Source organism: Sporolituus thermophilus DSM 23256 (assembly GCF_900102435.1).
Taxonomy (GTDB): Bacteria; Bacillota; Negativicutes; order Sporomusales; family Thermosinaceae; genus Thermosinus; species Thermosinus thermophilus.
The window spans coordinates 1-23740 of sequence record NZ_FNBU01000033.1; the positions used below are offsets into that span (position 1 = coordinate 1).

The following is a 23740-nucleotide window of genomic DNA, read 5'->3' on the forward strand; positions in this document are numbered from 1 at the left end:
CACTGCCGATAACGGGTCGGAGTTTGCCGAACTGGACGCATTTTTAAAGAGCCATAACACCAGCGTATACTTTGCTCATCCCTATTCTTCCTTTGAGAGAGGCACGAATGAACGCCATAACGGTCTCATCCGCCGATTTATCCCCAAAGGGACCAGCATAGCAGCTTTGGCTGCCTCTGTCATTCAGCGTATTCAGAATTGGTGTAATCATCTGCCTCGCAAAATACTCGGCTATAAAACTCCTCAGCAATGCTTTGACGAGGAACTGGCCCAAATTTCTTGATAGCCTCTTTATATACCGTTAATTTTACAGGGTGTTGCATTTGCTATTGCAATTTAGATTTTTTTCTTTTTTTGAAGCCACTATATTTTCCCCAGCCGCAGCGACACATTGATTGCCGCCGCCCGCACCTTATCAATCAGTTCCTGCAAAAATTCATCGGTAGCGCGAATGGCGGGTACCGTCACGCTCATCGCGGCCACAACTTTATTGGATTTGTCAAAGATGGGCGCGGCCACGCAGATGCCGCCCGGTATAATTTCCTGGTTGTCAATCGCGTAACCTTGTCGGGCAATTTGTTTAAGTTCCGCCAACAGTTGGTCATAGGATACTATCGTGTTTTCCGTATACCGCTCAAGCTGAACATTGTCCAGGCGGGCTTTCAGTTCATCCTCGCTCAGGGCAGACAACATCATTTTCCCGAGGGCCGTGGCATGAGCAGGAATTTTGAAGCCTACCGTGGTTACGCTGATGTCCTTTCTCCCCTGGCATTTGGCAATATAGACGACAAACCGTCCCTCCAATAAACCGGCTTGGGTGGTTTCCCCCAGTTCATCGCTCAACCGCTTAATCCCCAGCCAAATTTCCCGGGACAAATTGGTATTATTGATGCACGAGGCGCTAAGCTTGATCAATTTCGCGCCAGGGTAATAAACCCGCGTATCCGCATCGAATTGGATATAGTCGCGATTGGCTAATTCCTGCAGCAGATACGACAGGGAGCTTTTCGGTATGTCCAGGAATTCCTGGATGGCCGTGAACGTTGGCGGCTTGGCACTATTCACGATAAATTCGATAATATCAAGCGTGCGCGACGCCGATTTTACAATTGCCGGTTTAGCATTACCCGCCATTTCTTCTCGCCTCCCGTTTGCGTATTTTTAGTTCGTTGTTCGCCTCTGTCAGCCGGCATAAACATGATAAATCTGTCGCTTTTACTTTGATTATCAATTATTTATGGACCGGATGCAATCTCTATTTTGCCGCAATCATCCGTCCCCGCCGGCGGGATAGCAACCCACTGCCCGGACCGGGCCCGCAAAAAAGCGCCGGAGCGGCATGGCTCCGGCGCTTTTGGCGGTAACCCGCTTGCTTTTCCCTACACCAATCCCCGGGCGCGGGCGACGGCAATAGCCCCGACGCCGGCGGCGTTTTGCAGCACGGCGTCGTCTACCTCGCACACCCGGCCGCGAAAGTGCGGATCATCGCCGAAGAGTAACGTCAGCGCCTGGCGCAGCTCGGGTTTCCCCGCTACCCACACCGGTATTTCCGGGCCAATCTTTATGGCTCGGCTGCCCCGCAGGGCCACAAGATCGGCAGCCAGCACCGCGCCCAGCAGAAAGTTGGCCTTGTCATTGCGGCTTAAGTCGGTAAACAGATGAAGAATGCGCGTCGTAAAACACAGCCGGCTCAGCCCCACCGCGCGGGCGTAGGCCGCCCCTTGGCGCAGCATGGCCGGGTTTATTGCGTCGGCAAACGCGCCGCCCAACGCGTCGGCCAGCAAAGTATGATGGGTGATAACGTCCAGCAGTTCGCCGGCCAGGGTCGTCAGGCAGCCGGTGATGCGGCCGGTTTCATCGATGCTGATATATTTCGAATGCGAGCCTGGCAGGGCGACGAGCGCCGGCCCGGTTAAGCCCAGTTGGGCCATGATGCCGATAGTCTCGACTTCCTCGCCCCGCATCATGTCCATCTCTTCGCAGGTTTCCAGGCTCACCTTACCCACAGCATTCTTTACGCCCGGTACGAACCAGATGGGACCGTCCAGCACTTCCGGGATTACGGCCGACACCATCCCGCGCGCCACCTCCCGCACGCCGGCCGGCGCCGGCACGTGGGGCACTTCGCACAGGCCGACGTTGGCGGTTATCATGCCTGACGCCAGCACCAGCCCCAGCTTTTCCCGGGAAATACCGGCCTCCGCCAACGCCGCTTCCAGACAGGCACGCACGCCCTGCTCTAGCTTAACGCGGCTGCCGGTGAGGACGGTGTCGCGAACGCCTACGGCCGCGGCCGCCTGCCCGCAGACAGTGCCGTCATGCCACACCTTTATCCTGGTATTAGTCGTCCCCGTGTCGATCGTTGCGATGTACATAACGTCATCACCCTACTGCGCTATAGCCGTCGCCTTTTCCTTGCGGCGCTGGGCCAGATAGGAGCCGACGATCGAGATCGCGGCCAAAGCGAAAAAGAGCAGGCAGATGGGACGGGTGAAGAAAATGCTCGGGTCGCCTTGGGACATAACCAGGCTGCGGCGGAACTCGCCTTCGGCCATGGGCCCAAGAATTAGGGCCAGGACGATGGGCGAGATAGGAAACTTCAGTTTCTGCATGAGGTAGCCGATAACGCCGAACACCATCATGACCAGCACGTCGAACAGGCTGTTGTTGATGGCATAGGAGCCGACGACGCAGAGGATGAAAATGATCGGCGTCAGGATTGGCTTGGGGACGGTTACCACTTTGGCGATGTATTTAACGCCAAAGAGGCCGAACAGCAGCATAAAGCCATTGGCCACCATGAGTCCGGCAAAGAGCGAGTATACCACGTCGGCGTTATCTTTAAACAGCATCGGTCCGGGCTTGAGTCCCTGCAGCATGAGCGCCCCGAGCATCACGGCCGTCACGGCGTCGCCCGGCACGCCCAGGGTTAAGAGCGGCACCAGCGCGCCACCAGTCACGCCGTTGTTCGCCGATTCCGGCGCCGCTACTCCTTCCAGGACCCCGGTGCCGAATTTGTCGCTGTCTTTGGAGCTGCGCTTGCACTCGCCATAGGAAACGAAGGCGGCGATGTCGGCGCCGGCGCCGGGGATGATGCCGATGAAGGTGCCAATGGCCGAGCCTTTGAGAATGGTCTTGGCGCATTGCTTCAGTTCGTCCAGGCTAGGCAAGTTGCCGGCAATTTTTACGTCGATGTTAAAACTTCTGATCATTGACTCAGTGGTAGCCAGCGCCTCGGACACCGCGAAGAGGCCGATGAGCACCGGAATAAAGGAAATACCGCTTAGGAGATTGGCATTGTCAAAAGTAAACCGCGGGTAGCCGGTAATCGGGTCCATGCCGATGGTGGCCAGCAGCAAGCCGAAGAAACCGGCCGCCAAACCCTTGAGCACCTGGTCGCCTGAAATACTGGAAATGATGCTGAGGCCAAAGAGCGCCAGCGCGAAGTATTCGGGCGGGCCAAAAGACAAGGCTATCTTGGCGAGCTGCGGCGCGATGAACGTAAGGGCCAGAGCGCTGAACATGCCGCCGCAGAAGGAAGCGATGGTTGACATGCCGAGCGCCTTGCCGGCCTGGCCTTTTTGGGCCAGCATGTAGCCTTCGATGACGGTGGCGGCCGCCGCCGGCGTCCCCGGCGTACGGAGGAGAATGGCGGAAATGGACCCTCCGTAAATAGCGCCGCAGTAGATGCCGACAAGCAGGACAAGGCCGGCAACGGCGTTCATGCCAAAAGTAAGCGGTACCAGCAGCGCCACCCCCATGGTTGCCGTCAGGCCAGGTAGCGCGCCAATGATGATCCCGCCCAGCACCCCGGCGGCGATGATGAGCAGCATGGACGGCTGCAGAACGGTGATAAACCCCAAAATTAAGTCTCCCATACAGTCCTCCTACCAGGCAAGCTCAGGCAGCGGCACATCCAGGAGTACCTGGAACGAAAGATAGATAATGGCAGTCGCTGCCACCGCCGCCAAGATTTTCGGCACGATTTTCCCCGGTTCCATCAGCAGCATCAGCGCCACCAGACAGACGGGCGTTAAAACCAGAAAACCCGCTATATTGAGAAGCAGGCAGTAGGCGGTCGTAATGGCCAGCGCCGCCAGTACCCGCTTAAACCCCGGCTCGGCCAGGTTAAATAGCGGCTCGTCGCTGTCCCGCCGCGCGGTAGCCATAATCAAAAGCGCCAGCACGGCCAGCACCAGGGCAACGGCACGGGGAAAAAAGGCCGGCGACGGTACATTGGGAATAATATTGGCGGGAAAATCCGCCGACCAGTACCAGACCAGCGCCGACAGGAGAATCAAGAGTAGCGCCGCAGCATAAGTTCCTGTTCGCATTATCTCACTCCATAATCTGGAAATATTTTCGCAAAAATAAGGGCTGGGCCAAGCGCCGCCGCTTGGCCCATCATCCATGTTATTGTTTTTTGTTCAGGCCCAGTTTTTCGATGAGGGCCTTAAAGTTGTCGTTTTCCACTTTGAGGCTGGCTTTATAGTCCTCGCCGGACAGATAGCCGATCCCGAGGCCGGCCTTATCCATGTAGTCGGTGAAGGCTTTAGACTCCATGGCCTTCTTGAAGGCATCGTGGAGCGTCCTCACGACCGGTGCCGGTGTGCCTTTCGGCACGGCCAGACCGCGCCAGGTGCCGATGACAAGGTCGATGCCCTGCTCTTTCAGAGTGGGAACGTCAGGAACCGCTTTAGCCCGCTTGTCGCTCATGACGCCCAGGACGCGCACTTGGCCGGCGGCCACTTGGGCGGACACTTCGGCCGGGCTGACGGTCACGGCCTCGACATTGCCGCCCAGCAGAGCGGTAATGGCCGGAGCAGCACCATTAAAGGGAACGTGGGTGAACTGAACGCCGGCCTTTTGCTCCAGCGACGCGGCCGCTAAGTGCCAAATAGCGCCGGGACCGGAGTTGCCGACCCGCACTTTACCGGGGTTGGCTTTGGCATAGTCGAGGAACTCCTTGAGCGTCTTCCAGGGAGCGTCGGCCCGCACCGTGACGGCGCTGGGGTCCATGTTGACGCGGAGGATGGGCTCAAAGTTCTGATAGTTGATGGGCGCCAGGCCAAGATGCGGCAAGGTAACCAGTTCAACGGTAATCATGGTGACGGTGTAACCGTCGGCTTTGGCCTTTTCGCCTTCGCTCATGCCTACGGCCCCGCCGCCGCCGACTTTATTGACGACGACCACCGGCTGGCCAAGGATATCCTTGGCGCTGTTGGCCAGGGCGCGCGCGACCTGATCGGTGCCGCCGCCGGCCGCATACGGAACAATGATTTCTACTTGTTTGGTGGGGAATTTGGGGGCCTCTGTTTTCTGCGCGCCACCGCAACCGGCAAGGGCTACTGCCATAACAACGACCAGCAGCAGCGCGATGATGGATTTGGCCTTCATCTTTTCCTCTCCTTCTCCTTAGCTGCCTTTGATAAGGCATTTTCAGAAATCATTTTCATTTATTAATATTCGGTCATAGTTATTTTTTTCCTGCTTTTGGGAACAAATTTTACCAATTGCGGGGGGCAGACTTGACTTATTTTAAAAATTGACTTATTTGCATCCCCTTTCCCCAACCGCAGCACAATAAGCCTACGGCCAGGGCAAAAAAACAGAGACGGTCACCCGCCTGCCCATAGGGCAAGCGGGAACCGTCTCCCAGTAGTCTGCTAATCTTTTAGGTTTTCGGTCAATTTTGCAAGGTGGCGGCCAATGTGGTTTTCCAGCGCCGCATAGTATTCGTCCTCGTGGTCGAACCAAAGCTCATACAAGTCGTCTTTGAAGCGGTAGGATCCGTCGGCGTTGGCGGCCGTCAGCACCAGACCGTAGGTGATATGCAGCACCTGACGGGCATCGTTATGGTCGAGCACCGTCGGCAGCACGTCATCGGCCATGGCGGCCACATCCGGCAGCCTGGTCAGGTCGGTGGTGACATGGTAATACTTTTTCGCTTCGTCAAAGACTTCCCGCGCAAAAGCGTAAATCTCCCGGAAAAGGGCAGGATTAATCCGGGCAACCACACGCAGGGCCTCCAGCCAGTTGGTGCCGGCCGTCTTGACATGCACCCGCCCGCGGGTGTATCGGCCGATGACGGGGAAGACGCTGAACTTGTCGCTGCCCGAATGGATGCTTAGCCGGTAGCCGAAATGGTCGGCAATGGCGGCGTGGCTCTTGAACTCCTCTGCAAACTGGTGCAGATCGCCGATGTAGTCGATACCTTTCTGGAACTCGCCGCAGAAGCGCGGCGCCAGGCTGGTAAATTTTACGCCCATGCGCCCAAGCTCGGAAGCAACGAAATAATGAGCCGCCGGCGTCGTCGGCGTGGCCGTCTCGTCAATGGAGATTTCAAAATCCACTGCCCGCCCGGCGTTGGCGATGAGGGTGTGATAAATGTAACCCATGAAAGCCAGCGCCTTACCGTAGGTTAGCACCAGCCGCTGCAGCGTTTCGGTATCGAAAGTGATGGCCATACCGCCGATAATGAAGGCCTTGCCCAGGTAATACTCCTCCATGTCGGCCGTATAATCGGCCGGCAAGGTATGGTACAGGTCAGCAACCTGTTTGGCGCTCTTTTGCCCCACCGTGTTGTCGATATGGGCCGAAGCGTCGAGCGTAATCATGGTGAAGCCAAGGTCAAGGGCGCCCCTGATTTCCTCCGCTGTTTTCAGGTGGTCGCCGTCGGCGCCAAAGCCGCTCTCGTACCCTTCCTGCAGCACCGCCCAGGTAGCGGCGTCCAGGACATCGGTGTAGGTACGGTTGGTCAGCGTCAGCTCCCGCACCGATTGCTGGGCGAGGACCGGCCGGACGCCGGTTTTTTTGATAAGCCGCAGGTGACCGGGCGAAGCGATGCCTAAACGGTCGCCCAGCCCCAGGCTCATACCGGTGGCGCCCAGCGCCACCGGCGCGGTGAACGGCAGCAGCTCACGAACGATGGCCGCATTGACCGGCTGCAAGGGCGCTTCTTTGACCCGTTTGCCGGACGGATGATACACCTGCGGGCCCACGAAGCGGTCAAAAGCCGACCCAGCCTCTTCCTCGACGACGATAAGCAGCTTCTGCCCTTCGTCCTTGGCGAGAAACAGTACGCAGCCGCCGGCGCGGTAGATGGATTCCGGGTAAATGCGGTAATCGCCAAATTCGCTCAGGATTGTCCGTCTGAGTTCTTCCTTTGTTTGCATGGCCTTACTCCTCAGTGTCCGTTTTGAACCGGTCCGCCGCTTACAGCGTTACGCCGTTTTTAAAGATGGCAATTTCGCGGAAGCCCATTTTCTCGGCTTTGGTCGGCCGACCGGAAGCCACTTCCAGCACATAGGCGAAAAACTCGTCGGCCAGCGCTTCTAGGCTTTTGCCCTCCAATAGTTCGCCGGCATTAAAGTCCATCCAGGTAGTTTTGCGACGGAACAGGTCGCTGTTAGTGGCAATTTTAACCGTCGGCACCGCCGTCCCCAGCGGCGTGCCACGCCCGGTGGTAAACAGTACCAGGTGACAGCCCGCCGCCGCCAGCGCCGTGGCCGCCACCGCGTCATTGCCCGGACCGTTAAGTAGATTAAGCCCTTTGCGCTTGACCGTCTCCCCGTAGCCAAGCACGTCGACCACGGTGGCGCGGCCGCCTTTTTGCGTGCACCCCAGCGATTTCTCCTCCAGGGTGGTGATGCCGCCTTTCTTGTTGCCGGGTGAGGGGTTTTCGTAAATGGGCTGGTTGTAAGCCATAAAATAGTTTTTAAAGTCGTTGATCAGGCGGACCGTCTTATCAAATACAGCCTTATCCCGGGCCCGGTTCATGAGAATGGTCTCGGCACCGAACATTTCCGGCACCTCGGTCAGCACCGTGCTGCCGCCGCAGGCGATGAGGAGGTCGGAGAAAGCGCCGACCAGCGGGTTGGCCGTAATGCCGGAAAAAGCGTCCGAGCCGCCGCACTTAAGGCCTACCACCAGTTCGGACGCCGGGCAATCCTCCCGCGCAAATTGGCCGGCGTAGGCGATGAGGTCGGATAGCAGCTCCATTCCGGCGGCAATTTCATCCTCCACCTCCTGGGTGACCAGGAATTTGACGCGGTCGGCGTTATAGCCGCCCAGCACTTTTTGAAACTCGGGCACGTTGTTGTTCTCGCAGCCCAGGCCGAGGACCAGCACGGCACCGGCATTGGGGTGGTTGACCAAGTCGGCCAGGATGGCTTGCGTCGCCCGGTGGTCGTCGCCGAGCTGCGAACAGCCATAGGGATGGGGAAAGGCAAAAACGCCGTCGATATTGGCCATATTCTTGACTAGGGCGCTACCTTGCGCGGCCAGCAGCTGCGCGGTGCGGTTGACGCAACTGACGGTAGGAATGATCCAGATTTCGTTGCGCACCCCGACCCGGCCGTCCGGGCGGCGATAGCCGCGGAAGGTGTGGCGGCAGGGGACAGGGCTTACCACCGGCGGCTCAGGCTTGTATTCGTATGCCAAGATCTCGCCCAAATTGGTGCGCATATTGTGCGAGTGAAGCCACTGGCCGGCTACTACGCCGCTAGTCGCGTGGCCAATGGGAAAGCCGTATTTTATGACATGCTCGCCCGGCTGCAAGTTGCGGAGGGCAATCTTATGGCCTTTGGGAACATCTTCCCGGGCGGTAACGGTGGTATTACCCGCCGTTATCGTTTCCCCCTGCCTGATGTCGCGAAGGGCGACGGCAACATTATCCCGTTCATGAAGCTGTAACAGCGCCATGGCTTACCTCCCGACGAGCCGCGCCGCCGCAGCCTGCATGCCGTCCGTAACAATCTGATACAAGTAGTCGGCCGTCTTGTCCGTCAGACCACTCACCTGGGTAAGATCTTCGCCCCACAGGGCAGTGTTGGCCAGCACGGCCGCAGCTACCTGGCGCACCCCGCCTGGGCTGCCGTCGCAGTCCGCCCAGGTGCGGGCAAAAAACTCCAGGACAGGCAGGTCGTCGCGCATGGTAAACTCGCCTTTGGCCCGCCGGGCGAGCATCGCCGAACCGTCGATCTTGCCACCGGCGTATACCGCGATCAGGGCGGCCAGCGAAAAGGTCAGTTTTTCCGGCAATTTACCGAACTTGGCGTGGTATTCAAGGATGGAGGGCAGCACCCGGGCCTTGAATTTCGACGAGGAGTTGAGCAGAATGCTGATAAGATAATGCTTGATATACGGGTTCTGGAATCGCTCCATCACCGCGGCGGCAAAGTCGGTCAGCATGCCTTTATCAAGGTTGATCGAAGGAATAATTTCCTCGTCGACCACCTGCCGGACAAACTTGCCCATCACCGGGTGATCCATCATTTCGCCGACCGTTTCCAGGCCATAGAGGAAGGACGCCGGGACGGCCGCCGTGTGGGCGCCGTTCAAAATCCGTACCTTGCGCGTCCGGTAGGGCGTCATGTCGTCGGTCCAGACAACGTTAAGCCCTACTTGGGTAAAGGGGAGACGCTCGGCCAGCCCGGCGGGACCTTCAATGACCCACAAGTGGAATAATTCACCGGTGTCAAGCAGGTCGTCCTCATAGCCAAGCTGGGCCTGGATGGCGGCGGCTTCGTCTTTGGGGTAGCCGGTTACAACGCGGTCGACAAGGGTATTAAGGAAGTAGTTGTGATTTTCCAGCCAGTCCTTAAAGTCTTGCGGCCACTGCCATTCATCGGCCAGGCGGAAAATAATTTTCTTCAGGTTGTCGCCGTTGCGGTCGATGAGCTCGCACGGCAGGATGACCATGCCTTTGGCCGGGTCACCGTTAAAGTGCCGGAAGCGGTGATAAAGATACACGGCCAGTTTGGCAGGGAACGAAGCCGGCGGCCGCATGTCGGGGCGGTCATTGGGGTCGTAGGCAATTCCCGCCTCGGTGGTGTTGGAAATTACGTATTCAATGTCCGGATTTTCGGCACACTTGAGGAAAGCGTCCCAGTCGGCGTAGGGATTAATGCCCCGGCTGACGGAGGTGATGATTTCCTTATATTCTACCGGTTGGCCGTTTTCTAGGCCGCGCAGGAGCAGGGTATACAGGCCGTCCTGGGCATTAATTTTGTCGACAAGGCCTTCGGCGATCGGCTGCACGACAACTACCCGGCCGTTAAACAGGCCCTGCCGGTTGAGTTTATGAAACATCCAGTCGACGAACGCCCGCAGGAAATTGCCTTCGCCAAACTGGATGACGCGCTCCGGCAGGTCGGCGGGATACGGCGACACTGCAAGACCGGCCGGAAAAGCAAAGCCGCTCGCGAGCAGTTCTTTATTTAATTTTGCCATCGTTTCTCTCCTCTCTTGTAAACATATCGCAATAAACTACTGAATATATTGAACACTGGTAACGTCAAAATAGTGATTATAAGAACCGCGGAGGACACGGAGGAAAAATCTTTTTTTATTCTTCGCGCGATGCATATCGCGCTCTCTGTGCCCTCCGCGGTTAAATGTTGATGTTATTGATGCCTATTTAAGCATCGCTGGGATGTTTTGCAGCCATTTGAGTTTGGGATCGTCATTGGGAGTGAGCTGGCGGCCATGCGGACCGGCCATGACCCACAGGTAGTATACCTGGAAGCCGGGGGCAGCGGCCACGGGATGATAGCCGGCCGGCAGGGCGACGGCGTCACCGTCCTTAATCATGTAGGCCTCGCGCAGCGACAGGTCATCGTTATACATTATCTGAACGCCAAAACCCTCGGTGGGCTTAACCTTGAAGTAATAGATTTCGTCCATCTGGCACTCGTAAGGCAGGTTTTGCGTGTCGTGTTTGTGGGAAGGATAGCTGGACCACTGGCCGGGGAAGGAGTAAGTTTCGCCGACGACGATGCGGTCGACCTTGCCTTCGACATTGGCGACCATGATGTCATACACGTCGCGCTGCCAATTAAGGACGCCGCGGTGGTTGAAAATAACGTCTTCCGGGCGGATAATGAAGGGCGCAAACTGGCGCTCGGCCGGGGCGGACAGGACGGCCACCTCCAGGTTGGGGCTAAGCGCGGCCACTTCCCAGCGGCTATTGATGGGTACATAGACGGCTGTTGCTTTTTCCGCGAAAACATCTTTGCGGGACAAGTTATCGAAAGTTTGGCCGTTGACCGTGATGTGGCACTTACCGGCGAGCAGCACCAGTACGACCTCTTCCCCTTTGGTCTCGGCGCCGTAGCTTTCACCGGCGGCGAGCTTCAGCAGGCCAAAGCCGGTATAGGCCGTTTTCTCGCCGACGGGAATGACCTGGCGAAACCCTTTTTGTTCTTTGGCAGGATAAAAATAACTCATGAATATACCTCCTCTGTATAGTGTGAGCTAGCGCTCAAGGATGGCGGGGCGGTCGAGGCTGAAGCCCCGATACTCAGCTTGAATAACCGGATATTTCCCAGTCGCCGTCAACACGACGGGACCGTCCTCGGCAACAAGAATCGTATCCTCGGATTTGACCCCGGCAATAGTGGGATTCCAGGCATAGACCTGGCCGCTGGCCACGATCTCGGCGCAGTCGGCCGAAGCGCGCAATTCGCGGGAATTATAGCCGGCCAGACCGCCCTGGTGATGATACTGCCACTCGCCGGCAAAGCCCATGTCAGCATAGGCCTGACAGCCAATGGCAAAAATATCGCTCACTTTGGCGCCCGGACGGGTAGCGCCGATAAAGGCGGCATCCACATTGGCAACAGCCTGGTGCCGGGCCCTAAGGTCGGCCGGTACCGGACCAAAGTGAACCAGGCGGGTGACCGAAGCGTACAGGCCGTGCTTTTGGCCGGAAATTACCAGCATGACGTACTTTTGCACCTTCTTGTCTGTGGGCAGCGGGTGCCGGTATTGATAGGCCCGCTCATCGGCAGCAACCAAGCTGACAAAGGCGCTTACGCCCGCGGCGGCAGCCTTTTCTTTCATGAGAGCGGAAATCTCCAGTTCGCTCATTCCCGGCTTGATCGCATAGGCCAGTTCCTCGACGACCGTGGCTGCACTTTTCGCCGCATCGGCGAAGCGGACCCGCTCCTCGGGCAACAGGTTCCAGCGCAGTCTGGCCAGCTTAGCGGCTACTTCGCCTTCGGTAACGACCGGGGCGCCGCCGGTAATTTCCCGCACCATGCTCTGGGCGCCGGCCGCCTCCCACCAGGAGTAGACTGCCTTTTCCAGCGGCAAGCCACTCAGCTCTTCCGTCAGCAGCCGGTCAGCCTCAATATTATTGGCCACCAGATATACCTTATCCGCCGTCACCAACAGGTCGGCACAGGCCTTTTCCACAGCCTGGTTAACAAAGGGGCGGCCGCCGGTCAGCCACCAAAAGTTAGTCTGGCCGGTAATCAGCAGGTTGGCCACGTTTTCCTGCGCCATAAAGGAGCGCAGCCGGGCCAGTTTTTGGTCAAACTCGGATTTGGACCACGCCATTGTAAAACCCCCTTTTCGTTATTCTAAATGGGCGTCCAGCAGCCGCGCTTCCGGCAGGTGCAACAGTCCCTTAAGCGCCAGGGCACAGGCGCCGATGACGCCAGGGTATTCACCCAGTGACGAAACCGCAATCCGCGTTGCGCCGGCGATTTCCGGAAAAGCGTGGGCCGCCACAGCATTAAGCAGCACGGGTTCAAACCGTGCCATGGCCCCGGCCAGGCGCCCGCCGAGGAAGACGGCTTCCGGGTTGTACAGATTAATAACGGCAGCCACGGCTCGCCCGACCCAGTGCGCCGCCCGGCTTAAGAGTTCACCGGCATAGGTCCCGGGCTGAGCCGCGGTCAAAAGGTCGGCCAGCTCAATATCTCTGCTGGTCTGCCACCGCGCTTTGAGTGGATCGCCGTCGGCCAGGCCGGGCAAGTCGCGCCGGGCCTGCTTAATTAGCGCCGGGACGCTGCACAGCGCTTCCAGGCATCCGCGGTTGCCGCAATTGCAGAGCGGACCGCTGTCGTCAATAACAATATGGCCGATCTCGCCGGCATAACCCTGAAATCCCTGCACGATACGGTCATCGAGAATAACACCGGCGCTGATGCCTTCGCCAAGGTTAATGTACACCAAATCACGGCAGCTCACGCCCCCGCCAAACCACCGTTCAGCCAAAACGCAGGCGTTGGAGTTATTTTCGATGAACACCGGCAGGCCCAACGCATCCTCCAGTTTTTCCCGCAAGGGATAGTTTCGCCACGCCGGACCGAGGTTGACCGACCGCTGCACGGTGCCGGTTTTGGCCTGCACCAGTCCGGGAAAGGCTACTCCCACCCCCACAAACGACCGACCCTGCTCGCCCTGATCATTCATGATGCGCCGCAGAAGTTCGACCAGGCTGACCAGGCCGCCAGCAGGCTCGCTCATATCAAGCGGATGGCGCGCAATGTCCGTAGGGTCGTTCATAAGGTCGGCAACACCGACCGCCGTTTCGCCGCGTGTTACCTCCACCCCAATAACATAACCGGCTTTGCTGTTGAAGGTCAGCTTTACCGGCCGGCGGCCGCCCCTTGATTCGCCATAACCGACCTCTTGTACCAAGCCGAGATCGAGGAGTTCACGGATAATGCCGGTAATGGCCGGCGGCGTCAAGCCGGTGATTTGCGCCAGTTCCTGCCGGCCAATAGGACCATGCTCCTTGATAAGATTAAGTACGGTGATGCGGTTGCGCTTCTTGACGTATTTGCTGTTGGCTCCGTTATTGGTCACATTTCCTCTCCTTTCGCCGGCCGGCGCTACCCGGACTGCCGTTGGACTTTTTTAAGTTAATTAACTATTTGTTGTTAATTTAATTCGCGCTTTTCCGTATTATTCCTGCCAATCTCATAAATCTTGACTGGGCAAAAATAAAAAAAGCGCAGACGCACCTTTTTATAAAACCACAAAGGCCGTAAAGGGTAGACCGGGCGCGACGCATGTCGCACCAAAAAAATCCTTTGCAGATCTTCGCGCTCTTCGCGAACTTTGCGGCTAAGAACTTATACTTTCTGATACAAATAATGGCCCGGCGCCGCGGTAAGCGCGGCTCGCCAGGCCAGCGGTTCACTTAGCCCTTTCCGGTTTTACCTGTTGCTTGCGGTATTCGGAAGGACTATAGCCGGTGTGTTTTTTGAAGATATTGCTAAAATAGGCCAGATCGGCATAACCAAGCCGGTCGGCAATTTCCGAAATGCGCAGCGTCGTGGTGGCCAGCAGCCGCTTAGCCTCTTTCATCCTCAGATCGGTCACATAGTCGACAAAACAGACCTGCATTTCCTGTTTAAAGAGCTGGCTAAGATAACTGGGATTCATGTGGATGCGCCGGGCGGCATCGGTCAAATTGATGTTCCCGAGAGGCGTTTCCGCCAGATAGCGCAGCACCTGCTGGATAGGCGACAGGGCCTGCTCATCCGGGCAGGCGGCCACCGCCGCTTCGCGGCGGCGCCGCTGGAGCCAGTTTTCCAGACATTCTTTCATCGCCGGCAGTTCGACCGGTTTAAGCAGATAATCACATACGCCCTGACGGATGGCATTTTGGACAAATTGAAAGTCGTCGTGGACGGTAATGAGGATAACATCCTGGCGGGACTGGCGCTGGCGCAGTTCGCGGACAAAAGCCAACCCGTCCATGACCGGCATCCGGATGTCACTAAGGATGAGTTCCACCTGGTTGGTTTTGAGCCAGTCCAGCGCTTCCAGGCCGTCAGCACATTCATGGACGACGGTAAAGGGCAGACCGGTTTTATCCACCGTCCAGCGCAGAGCCGCCCGCACCCAGCGTTCATCATCAACAATCAGCACACGATTCATACGGCGCCTCCTTCCGATCCGGCATAAATGAGCGGCAGCCGCAATATAGCGACGGCGCCCTGCCCCGGCCGGCTGTCAACCATGACGCCAAACCGCTCATCATACAAGCGGACGATGCGGCGGTGGACATTGACGATACCGATGCTCTGGCCGCCGGCCGTAACATCCTTTTGCTTCAAGTCGGCGCGGATACGTTCCAGCACGGCCGGTTCCATACCGGCGCCGTTGTCCGCCACTTCGACGATATAGGCATCCTCTCCCTCCCGCCGGGCAGACAAAGTGATGACGAGCGGCGCCTCACCGTATTGAAAGCCGTGGGCAAAGCAGTTTTCCAAAAGCGGCCGCAGCGAAAACTTCACAATCTGCAGATCCCAAGCCCATTCAGGAATATCAAGATTATACGTGAACCGGTCACCAAAGCGAAACTGCTGAATCTGCAAGTACAACTGGCAAAACTTAACTTCCTCCCGCAGCGGCACAAGCAGGGCGTGACTGCGCAAGTTGTACCGGAGCAGTTGCCCGAGCGACGCGGCGATGGTCGCGATGTCTTCCATATCACGGGCCAGGGCCATACCGCGCACTGTCTCCAGGGTATTGCAAAGAAAATGGGGGTTAAGCTGGGACTGCAGGGCCTTAAGTTCCATTTCCTTCTGGCCCAGCCGCGCCTCGGTTTCGCGCAGTTTGGTAAAATAAACTTCTTCCATCAGCCCGGCCAGGCGCTCCACCATTTTATTGAAGCCCCGCGCCAGATCACCGATTTCATCTTCAGACTCAACGGCGGCCCGCACGCTGAAATTGCCTACTTCCACGCTCTTCATGACATGCTGCAGGCGGCGGATAGGCCGGATGAGCGAGGCGGCAAACCCGATGCCGAGAAGATAAGCAACCACTAGTGTCACGATAATCGTCCAGGCAATGGTCTGGCCGATATGCGCTGCCCCCCGGGTCAGTTCGTGGTAGGGAATAGAGGTGACAAACCACCAGCCCAGATATGACGACGCACTGTAGGTAAGGAACCGGCGGTCCTTACCGTCCGTAATAAGCCATCCTTGCTCGCCCTTCAGTATTTCCCGGTCCGGGCCGGCGATTTGTTGGCCCAGGCGGCTATCGTCAGGATGATAGACGTAATAGCCTTCCCCATCCAGAATAAATAAATGGCCATTGTGTTTAAACGATACTTTGTCAGCGATTTCCCGCAGGCGCTTGAAGTTAATGTCGATGATAAGCATGCCCCGCGGCTGGAGCGTTTGCGGACTGTAAATGCGGCGGACAAGGGAAATGACCGGCTCTTTGCGGCCGCGCCATTCGCTTACCCGGCTGATCAGCAGCGGGCTGCCGTTGTTCGGAACCAAGTTGTACCAATACTCGCCGGTCAGTTTGTCCACCGGATAGGCGGCGTTCGTCCCGGCCACGTCAAAAACCTGGACATTGTCCACAATGACGATGATATTGGTAATGTCGGCACGGGAATACGCGGCATTTTTCAGCATCCGCTCAATGTCGGCGCGGATGCCGCTTTGCACCGCTTCCTCGGCCGTTTGCATCCGCAGCAGACGGACCATATCAGGGTGGTTGACAATTTTCAGCGAACTGATCTCCAGGTCGCGGATGTAATATTCGATATGGGTCTCGACCTGCTCGATGACTTGCCAGCTGTATTGGCGGGCTTCTTCTTCCAGTTCGAGCGAAGAGCGGTAATAAGAAATCAGCCCGACCAGTACCAAGGGAATAACGACAAGCAGCGCGGAAAAAACAAACAGTTTAGTAGCCAGCGGCCGGTTCTTCATAAACCAATCGCGCCCCAGAAGATAGGCGGTCCAGCGGCGTAGTCTCACGGCATTGCTCCTGATAGCATTTTAATTTTATATTTTCGCTGCCAATCGTCCTTCCCCTTTTGGCACAAGCCCGTAAAAAAATGCCAGAAGGCACAAAGGCCTTCCGGCGTGAGCAAGGGAGTATATTAAATGGAGAGGTAGGCAAAGGAAGTAATTACTGTTACTTGCGGGCCTGGTCGATGGCGTCAAGCATTTCTTTGTACTCGTCGCGATATTTGTCAATAACCGACTTGACCGCATCCTGCCAGGGCTTGACGTCTTTCACCTCGGTAATGGTTACGCCGGCGGCGCGCAGTTTGGTCTCAGCGTCTTTTTCATACTTAGCCCAGGCCTCGCGCTGGAATGCGACAGAGTCAAGCGCGGCTTGCTTGATAATTTTCTTGTCTTCGTCCGACAGCTTATCCCAGGCGGTTTTGCTGATCAGGAGCACTTCCGGGGTGCGCTGATGCTTGTCAAGAATATAGTATTTAGCGGCTTGATAATGGTTGGAAGAGAAGTAGCTGGGATAGTTGTTTTCCGCAGCGTCAATTACCCCGGTCTGCAGGGCGCTGAACACTTCGCCGTAAGGCATGGGCGTAGCGCTGGCGCCAAGGGCGCTAACCATTTCCATGTTAATTTTGTTCTGCTGGACGCGGATCTTCAGGCCTTTGAGGTCGTCGATGCTGCTTAAGGGCTTGCGGGCATAGAAGCTACGAGCGCCCGAATCATAGTAGGCAAGGCCCTTCATTTTCGATTTCTCAAGGCTGTCAAGCAGTTTATTACCGGTATCGCTCTGGAGGAATTTCCAGAGGTGTGCTTCACTGTCAAAGACATAGGGCAGGGAGAGAACGCCGAAGTTCTTATTGAATTCAGCCAGCGGCGCGGCGTTGACGCGGGTGAGCTCGATGGCGCCGAGCTGCACTTGCTCGATAACGGCCTTTTCCTCACCTAGCTGGCCGGAAGGAAACACTTCAATCTTAATACGGCCGTTGGTACGCTCATACACGAGTTCGGCGAATTTCTTGTCACCAAGGGTAGTGGGGTAATCGGGCGGATGCGTTTCCGCCAGGCGCCAGGTGTACTTGGCGCCTTCCGTTTTCTTGTCGCCTTGCGTGCCGCTTTTGGAACCGCAACCGCTGAGCAGCAGCGAACCGGCGACGAGCAGGGACAGGGCAGCCACTACAAGTTTTTTGCCTTTCATGTATCTCATCTCCTTCGGTAAATATTGTGGGAGAGTATCCCCTAGGTACACGGCTACTTAAACAGACTGGGCAGCCAGAGCGACAATTGCGGCACATAGGTGACAAGCATGAGCACGACAATCATGCCGTAGAAGAAGGGCAACATCGCTTTCGTTCCCTGTTCGACGGTAATCTTGCCGATGGCGCAGCCGACGAACAGCACGGTGCCGACCGGCGGGGTAAGCAGACCCATGCCGGCATTAAGGATCATGAGAATGCCGAACTGGATGGGATCCATGCCCAGCTTGGTAACAACCGGCAGCAAGACAGGCGACAGAATGAGAATCATCGGCGCCATGTCCATCGGGCCGCCTAAAAGCAGCAGGAGAATGTTGATCATCAGCAGGATGACAAAGGGACTGTCCGAGACACTGAGGAAAGCCTGGGTAATAAGGTCAGGCAGCTTGAGATAGGCCATAATCCAGCCGAAAGCGTTAGACGCGGCGATGAGGAAGTACACCATGAGCACGATGCGGAAAGTGCGCTTGAGCACAGGCCACATCCGGCTGAGCGGTACTTCCCGGTAAATGCCGAAGGCCAGGATGAAGGCGTAGGTAGCAGCAAGGGCACCGGATTCGGTAGCCGTAAACCATCCGGAAATGATCCCGCCGAGGATGATAACCGCCGGGGTCATGGAGACGATGCCGTGCAGCAGAATGCCGGGAACTTCACTGCGCGGCACCGGGTCGCTCTTCTGATACCCCCGTTTCACGGCAATGATATACCCGGTAACCATCAAGGAGGCCAGGAGCACTAGTCCGGGAATAATGCCGGCAAGGAACAGCGCTTTAATCGATAAGCCGCCGACGGCAATAGAATATAATACCAGGTTGTGGCTGGGCGGCACGACGACGCCCTGAATAGCGGACGAGATGGTGACGCCGACGGCGTAGTCGGCATCATAACCTTTCTTTTTCATCATGGGAATCATAACCGAACCGACCGAGGAAGCGTCGGCCACGGCGGAGCCGGAAATATTACCGAAGAACATGCAGGCGACGCTGTTGACCAGCGCCAAACCGCCGCGCACCCGACCGACCAGGAGGTTGGCCATATTGACAAGACGAATCGCCAGGCCACCCTCGCCCATGATTTGGCCGGTAAGGATGAAGAAGGGAATGGCCAGCAGCGAAAAGCTGCTAATCCCCTGGATCATTTGCTGGCCGACGACCGGCAGCGGGATGTCCAGATAGAGAACGGTGAGCATCGTCGAACCGACAAGCGTTAGGGCGATCGGAAACCGCAGCAGCATCAGCACGACAAAGCTGACGCCTAAGATAGTAATCGCAATGCTATGATCCATTATTCCGCTCCTTCCTCTAAACCTTGGTGACGTTTGGTATCTACCCCGAAGAACTGGAGAGCGGAATAGGCGCAAACCATGAAGCCGGTCACCGGCATGACGGCATACAGCATACTATTGGGCAGCTTGGTGGCCGCCAGGGTGGATTCATGCATTAAGACGGTAAAGTCCCAACCCTGAATAATCAAATAAAGACCAAAAGCGAAGGTGCTAAGCTGGATAAGTTTGTCCAGCCCTTTGTTGAGCCATTTGGGGAACAAGCCGGTGATGGTGTCCATAGCCAAGTGCAGTCCTTCACGAAAACCAATGGCGATGCCCATGAAGGCAAACCATACCAATAACAGCAGCGTTACTTCTTCCGACCAGAAGAACACAAAGTTAAACAGCTTGCGTGTAAAAACCGTCATGGTGACGATGAGGATCATGGACAGCAAGGCCAATAACGCAAATGTTTCCAGCGCCGTGTCCAGAGCCAGCGCAATCCGGCGTAACAGTTGCACCCCATCTCCCCCTTTGCGTTAGATTTTTCATACCTATTTTACCGGCAAAGAGTCGAAACTTGTCACCATATTTTTTTATAATATTTTGTGTTATTTTTAGGTTAATTTTAAAATGTGGTTAACAATAATAAAAAGCTGCCTACAATCGCAGCAGCTTATGCCAATTTATCCATGTTATATTACGCTTCCCAAAGCGGCGAATCAGGCGAAGCAAAAACCAGCCGCAACGCCAGGGCGCAAGCGCCGTACAGGCCGGCCCGCTCGCCAAAAGCCGACCAGCCGATATAGGTGGCTTGGGCCATTTCCGGGAAAGCGTTAGCCGCCACTGTTTCCATAATACCTTTCATCAGCACATCGCCGGCCTTGGCCAGCTTGCCGCCAATAATAAGGGCCTGCGGATTGTACAGGTTGATGATATTGGCCGCCGCTATGCCTACTTTCCGGCCGACCCCCCACATAAGCTGACCGGCGTAAGAAGCCGGGTCGCCCGCATACGCGAGCAGGTGATCGATAGTGAGTACTCCCTGCTCCTGCCAATGCCGTTTAAGCGGCTCCGCCCAGTCAAGCAGCGGAATTTCCCGGTTGGCCCGCTCGATTAAGGCCGGAATAGCGCAAACCGTCTCGAGACAGCCACGGTTGCCGCAGTTACAGAGTTGGCCGCCAGGCTGGACGACGATATGGCCAATCTCGCCGGCATAACCCTGATACCCCTGCAGAAGGGTGTCATGGCAGAGAATACCGGCGCTGATGCCTTCGCCCAGGTTGATATATACCAGATCGGAAACCCCCCGCCCGGCCCCGGCCCAACGTTCGGCGATAACGGCGGCGTTCGCGTTGTTTTCAACCAACACCGGCAGCGGAAGCGCCGCGGCCAACCGCTCGCGGAGCGGGTATCCCTGCCAGGCCGGCCCCAGGTTGACGGCCCGCCGCACCGTTCCTTCCCGGTTGATAAGGCCGGGAAACGCTATGCCTAGGCCAAGAAAGCGATAGCGTGCGTAATCCCGGTCATTTAATATTTTTTTGATCACCGGGATAAGGCAACTAAGCCCTTGGTCGGGTTCGCTCATGTCGATTGCGGTGCTGGTTACTTTTTCACAGCGGCCACTCAAATCGGCGATCCCAATCGTCGTTTCGTGTCGCCTTATCTCCACGCCGATAACATAGCCGGCGGCAGGATTAAAGCACAGCTCCATTGGCCGCCGCCCGCCCTGTGACCGGCCAAGCCCTACTTCCTTCACCAACCCCTGGTTGATGAGCTACCTCACAATACCGGTGATAGCCGGCGACGTCAGCCCGGTCAGATTGGCTAGTTCCTGCCGCGACACCGGTTCCCGCTCCTTAATGATATTCAGCACATTCAAGCGGTTAAGCTTCTTTACATATTTATTGTTGCCGGGCCCGCGCGTCATAACCGTCACCTGCCTGGTAAATCCATAATTATCCTTAAATGTTAATTCTTTGTCCATCTGGTACATCCTGCCGGAAATATAGGCCGGCCGTTAAAATTCATAGCAGCAGGCTGACCGGCACCAAAAAAACAGCAGTGCCCCGGCAAAAACCGGCGGCACCGCTGTTTTCGTTATTTACGGGCTTTGTCAATGGCCTCAAGCACTTCTTTGTATTCGGGGCCATATTTGTCGATAACCGGTTTAACGGCCGCCTGCCAGGGCTTAACATCGGTAACTTCGGTGATGGTTACACCGGCGGCTCGCAGTTTGGCCTCCGCTTCTTTCTCAAATTTATCCCACAGTTCGCGCTGAGTCTTGACCGAATCAAGCGCGGCCTGTTTAATGATTTTCTTATCTTCATCCGACAGTTTATCCCAGGTAGCCTTGCTCACCAGCAGCACTTCGGGTACCCGCTGGTGCCTGTCGAGAAGGTAATATTTGGCCACTTGGTAGTGATTTGAAGAGTAGTAGCTGGGATAATTGTTTTCCGCGCCGTCAATTACGCCGGTCTGCAGGGCGCTGAAGACTTCGCCGTAGGGCATCGGCGTCGCGCTGGCGCCAAGGGCGCTGATCATATCCATATTGATTTTACTTTGCTGGACGCGGATTTTCAGGCCCTTCAGGTCATCAAGGCTCTTAATGGGCTTGCGGGCATAGAAGCTGCGCGAACCGGAGCTGTAATAAGCCAGGCCCTTCATCTTGGATGTCTCCAGGCCGTCCAGCATTTTGTTGCCCATGTCGCTGCTTAAGAACTTCCACATATGCTCGTCGCTGTCAAAAATGTACGGCAGCGACAGTACGCCAAGCTGCTTATTGAATTCGGCCAACGGCGAGGCGCTTACGCGCGTAAACTCGATGGCGCCTAACTGCACCTGTTCGATGACGGCCTTTTCTTCACCCAACTGGCCGGAAGGGAATACTTCGATTTTGATACGGCCGTTGGTCCGCTCATAGACCAGTTCGGCAAACTTTTTGTCGCCCAGCGTAGTGGGATAATCAGGTGGATGCGTTTCGGCCAGCCGGAAGGTATACTTGGCGCCTTCTTTTTTTTCGCCTGTCGTCTTGGCGCTCCCGCCGCAGCCTGTAACCAGGACCGCACCGGCTACCAGGAGCGACAGCGCCGCGGCAAATAGTTTCTTGCCCCTCATTATGTAAAATTCCCCTCCTAAAATTTGTTCGGGCATCCCGACTGCACCAACAGGCGGGACGTACCCCGTCCATCTTCATTGTACGGGGTTTTTCTTTTTCAAATAATAAGGTTTTTTTAGAAAATTTTGTGTTTTATTTAGGAAAATACTGAAAAATTTAATAAAAAAAAGCGGCCTACGCCGCTATTACATATTCGCGTCATCAGTATTCACATTCAATGCCTGGTTGCGAATCCGCGGACCCTCATGCGGCGTGCCGTTAGGCTCGCTGTCATATACAGCGTCATAGCCCAATTGGTCCCGGTCTACCATGTTCCATATCCGACGCTTTTTATCGATGTAGACCACCTCCTTACGCATTATTTTCTCCGTTCCGGGCCGGCAAAAAAGTGGTGGTTTATGGTAGTTAGGCTTTCTGTGTATCCGTTGTGCTGAGCACATATACTTTGACGTTTTTGATGCCAAAATCTTCGGCTTGCTTCACTGTTGGCAGGGCAATATCAATACGATTGCCCTTTATCGCCCCGCCGGTGTCTTCAGCTACGGCATATTGGCCGGTGCCGTCAGGAAACTGGATATACACCCGCGAGCCCAGCGGAATAACGTCGGGGTCAACGGCAATAACACCTGGCCGAATTTTGGTACCCAAGTATGTTCTGTCTCCCCATTGGTCGTTGTCGTGAGGGCCTGGCGCGTACGCTGTCGCGACAATATCCAAAACCTGTTCAAATTCTTTCGGCGCTGTTTGGCGAGCCGTCACTTGCTTTTTCTGGGCATTAGCGTTAATCTGCGCGGGATCTTTCGCCTGATCTTGTCCAACTTGTTGCTGCGTCGCGACCGGGGCGTCGGCATTGGGATTAACGGCGGCATGGGCAACCGCGGCAGGAAGTCCCGGCAGCATCGTCGACGTAAGAACCGCGGCTCCGGCGAGTGCGGCCGCCAGCCGGCGATACCTGCGTTTAAGCCGTTTAATACGTTTGCGGTGACTTTTATGTTTCATGGCAGTATCCCCCTTTTGGGTATCTTTAATTTTAGTTTGGCACTAAACTATCATAATAATGCAAAAACCACCCAGAACGATATGTAAAAAGCCCATCTACCAACAGGCAGATGGGCGAAAAAAGATAACTGTCTGTAAAAAAGAGCACCTAGTGTTAGGTGCTCTTTTGTGTAACCGGCGTCTACCTATCCTCCCAGGCCTTCTCCAGCCAAGTACTTTCGGCGTTTACGGGCTTAACTGCTGTGTTCGGTATGGGAACAGGTGGGTCCCCGTAGCTATCGACACCGGATATTTATTTGGGGAAAATCCCTCAAAACTGCACAGAAGATTTTGTTTACGCATTTTAGTATTTTGCCTTGTTTAGGTCAAGCCCTCGGCCGATTAGTACCAGTCCGCTCAAGCGGTTGCCCGCCTTACACTCCTGGCCTATCTACCTTGTCTTCTACAAGGGGCCTTACCAGTCTTCACTGTGAGAGACCTCATCTTAAGGCCGGTTTCACGCTTAGATGCTTTCAGCGTTTATCCGTTCCGGACGTAGCTACCCAGCTGTACACCTGGCGGTATAACTGGTACACCATTGGTCCGTCCACTCCGGTCCTCTCGTACT

22 protein-coding genes and 2 rRNA genes are annotated in these 23740 nt (G+C 56.2%); 1 reads left to right on the top strand and 23 read right to left on the bottom strand.

Annotated features, from left to right (window positions below; all coding sequences use genetic code 11):
* A partial coding sequence (locus tag BLQ99_RS14845) for an IS30 family transposase (protein ID WP_143005909.1) occupies nt 1-283 on the top strand: 283 nt, incomplete at its 5' end.
* A gap of 80 nt (nt 284-363) precedes the next feature.
* On the opposite strand, the gene BLQ99_RS13885 is transcribed toward BLQ99_RS14845, so the two are convergent.
* From BLQ99_RS13885 to BLQ99_RS13990, 23 genes are all read right to left on the bottom strand, one after another.
* Nucleotides 364-1134 carry an IclR family transcriptional regulator gene (locus BLQ99_RS13885; protein WP_093691997.1) on the bottom strand — a complete coding sequence of 257 codons (771 nt, stop codon included), beginning with the start codon at nt 1132-1134 and terminating at the stop codon, nt 364-366.
* Between the two features lie 245 nt (nt 1135-1379).
* The gene (locus BLQ99_RS13890; protein WP_093691999.1) at nt 1380-2375 is read right to left on the bottom strand and encodes a 2-dehydro-3-deoxygalactonokinase; all 996 of its coding nucleotides are present in this window, start codon (nt 2373-2375) and stop codon (nt 1380-1382) included.
* 12 nt (nt 2376-2387) lie between these two features.
* On the bottom strand, nt 2388-3878 hold the full coding sequence (locus BLQ99_RS13895; protein ID WP_093692001.1) for a tripartite tricarboxylate transporter permease: 1491 nt from the start codon (nt 3876-3878) through the stop codon (nt 2388-2390).
* Nucleotides 3879-3887: 9 nt separating this feature from the next.
* Nucleotides 3888-4334 carry a tripartite tricarboxylate transporter TctB family protein gene (locus BLQ99_RS13900; protein ID WP_171904697.1) on the bottom strand — a complete coding sequence of 149 codons (447 nt, stop codon included), beginning with the start codon at nt 4332-4334 and terminating at the stop codon, nt 3888-3890.
* A 79-nt stretch (nt 4335-4413) separates the two neighbouring features.
* Nucleotides 4414-5397 carry a tripartite tricarboxylate transporter substrate binding protein gene (locus BLQ99_RS13905; protein WP_093692005.1) on the bottom strand — a complete coding sequence of 328 codons (984 nt, stop codon included), beginning with the start codon at nt 5395-5397 and terminating at the stop codon, nt 4414-4416.
* Between the two features lie 269 nt (nt 5398-5666).
* Nucleotides 5667-7175, bottom strand: coding sequence for a tagaturonate epimerase family protein (locus tag BLQ99_RS13910; RefSeq protein WP_093692007.1), 1509 nt, complete (start codon nt 7173-7175; stop codon nt 5667-5669).
* A gap of 40 nt (nt 7176-7215) precedes the next feature.
* Nucleotides 7216-8703: a UxaA family hydrolase gene (locus BLQ99_RS13915; RefSeq protein WP_093692009.1), complete on the bottom strand. Its 1488-nt coding sequence runs from the start codon at nt 8701-8703 to the stop codon at nt 7216-7218.
* Between the two features lie 3 nt (nt 8704-8706).
* Nucleotides 8707-10233: a tagaturonate reductase gene (locus tag BLQ99_RS13920; protein WP_093692011.1), complete on the bottom strand. Its 1527-nt coding sequence runs from the start codon at nt 10231-10233 to the stop codon at nt 8707-8709.
* A 183-nt stretch (nt 10234-10416) separates the two neighbouring features.
* Entirely contained in the window at nt 10417-11229 is an 813-nt protein-coding gene (iolB, locus tag BLQ99_RS13925) for a 5-deoxy-glucuronate isomerase (protein WP_093692013.1), read from the bottom strand.
* 27 nt (nt 11230-11256) lie between these two features.
* A complete protein-coding gene (locus tag BLQ99_RS13930) occupies nt 11257-12342 on the bottom strand; it encodes a M24 family metallopeptidase (protein ID WP_093692015.1) in 1086 nt (361 codons plus the stop codon).
* Nucleotides 12343-12360: 18 nt separating this feature from the next.
* Nucleotides 12361-13599, bottom strand: a complete 1239-nt coding sequence (locus BLQ99_RS13935) for an ROK family transcriptional regulator (RefSeq protein WP_093692017.1) — start codon at nt 13597-13599, stop codon at nt 12361-12363.
* Nucleotides 13600-13932: 333 nt separating this feature from the next.
* Nucleotides 13933-14679, bottom strand: a complete 747-nt coding sequence (locus BLQ99_RS13940; RefSeq protein ID WP_093692019.1) for a response regulator transcription factor — start codon at nt 14677-14679, stop codon at nt 13933-13935.
* Nucleotides 14676-16514, bottom strand: coding sequence for a sensor histidine kinase (locus BLQ99_RS13945; RefSeq protein ID WP_093692021.1), 1839 nt, complete (start codon nt 16512-16514; stop codon nt 14676-14678). The genes BLQ99_RS13940 and BLQ99_RS13945 overlap by 4 nt, the downstream gene beginning before the upstream one ends.
* A 160-nt stretch (nt 16515-16674) precedes the next feature.
* A complete protein-coding gene (locus tag BLQ99_RS13950) occupies nt 16675-17694 on the bottom strand; it encodes a TRAP transporter substrate-binding protein (protein ID WP_093692023.1) in 1020 nt (339 codons plus the stop codon).
* Between the two features lie 53 nt (nt 17695-17747).
* Nucleotides 17748-19037, bottom strand: a complete 1290-nt coding sequence (locus BLQ99_RS13955; RefSeq protein WP_093692025.1) for a TRAP transporter large permease — start codon at nt 19035-19037, stop codon at nt 17748-17750.
* Complete coding sequence (locus BLQ99_RS13960; protein ID WP_093692027.1) at nt 19037-19537, bottom strand: TRAP transporter small permease; 501 nt, start codon at nt 19535-19537, stop codon at nt 19037-19039. The genes BLQ99_RS13955 and BLQ99_RS13960 overlap by 1 nt, the downstream gene beginning before the upstream one ends.
* Before the next feature lie 179 nt (nt 19538-19716).
* The gene (locus BLQ99_RS13965) at nt 19717-20730 is read right to left on the bottom strand and encodes an ROK family protein (RefSeq protein WP_093692029.1); all 1014 of its coding nucleotides are present in this window, start codon (nt 20728-20730) and stop codon (nt 19717-19719) included.
* A gap of 63 nt (nt 20731-20793) precedes the next feature.
* Nucleotides 20794-21003 carry a helix-turn-helix domain-containing protein gene (locus BLQ99_RS13970; protein WP_093692031.1) on the bottom strand — a complete coding sequence of 70 codons (210 nt, stop codon included), beginning with the start codon at nt 21001-21003 and terminating at the stop codon, nt 20794-20796.
* Nucleotides 21004-21116: 113 nt separating this feature from the next.
* On the bottom strand, nt 21117-22133 hold the full coding sequence (locus BLQ99_RS13975; protein ID WP_093692033.1) for a TRAP transporter substrate-binding protein: 1017 nt from the start codon (nt 22131-22133) through the stop codon (nt 21117-21119).
* Nucleotides 22134-22319: 186 nt separating this feature from the next.
* Nucleotides 22320-22493, bottom strand: a complete 174-nt coding sequence (locus BLQ99_RS14985; RefSeq protein WP_171904698.1) for a hypothetical protein — start codon at nt 22491-22493, stop codon at nt 22320-22322.
* A gap of 46 nt (nt 22494-22539) precedes the next feature.
* Nucleotides 22540-23133: a 3D domain-containing protein gene (locus BLQ99_RS13980; RefSeq protein ID WP_093692035.1), complete on the bottom strand. Its 594-nt coding sequence runs from the start codon at nt 23131-23133 to the stop codon at nt 22540-22542.
* A gap of 172 nt (nt 23134-23305) precedes the next feature.
* A 5S ribosomal RNA gene (gene rrf, locus BLQ99_RS13985) occupies nt 23306-23422 on the bottom strand.
* A 72-nt stretch (nt 23423-23494) separates the two neighbouring features.
* Nucleotides 23495-23740, bottom strand: a 23S ribosomal RNA gene (locus tag BLQ99_RS13990); the annotation flags it as partial.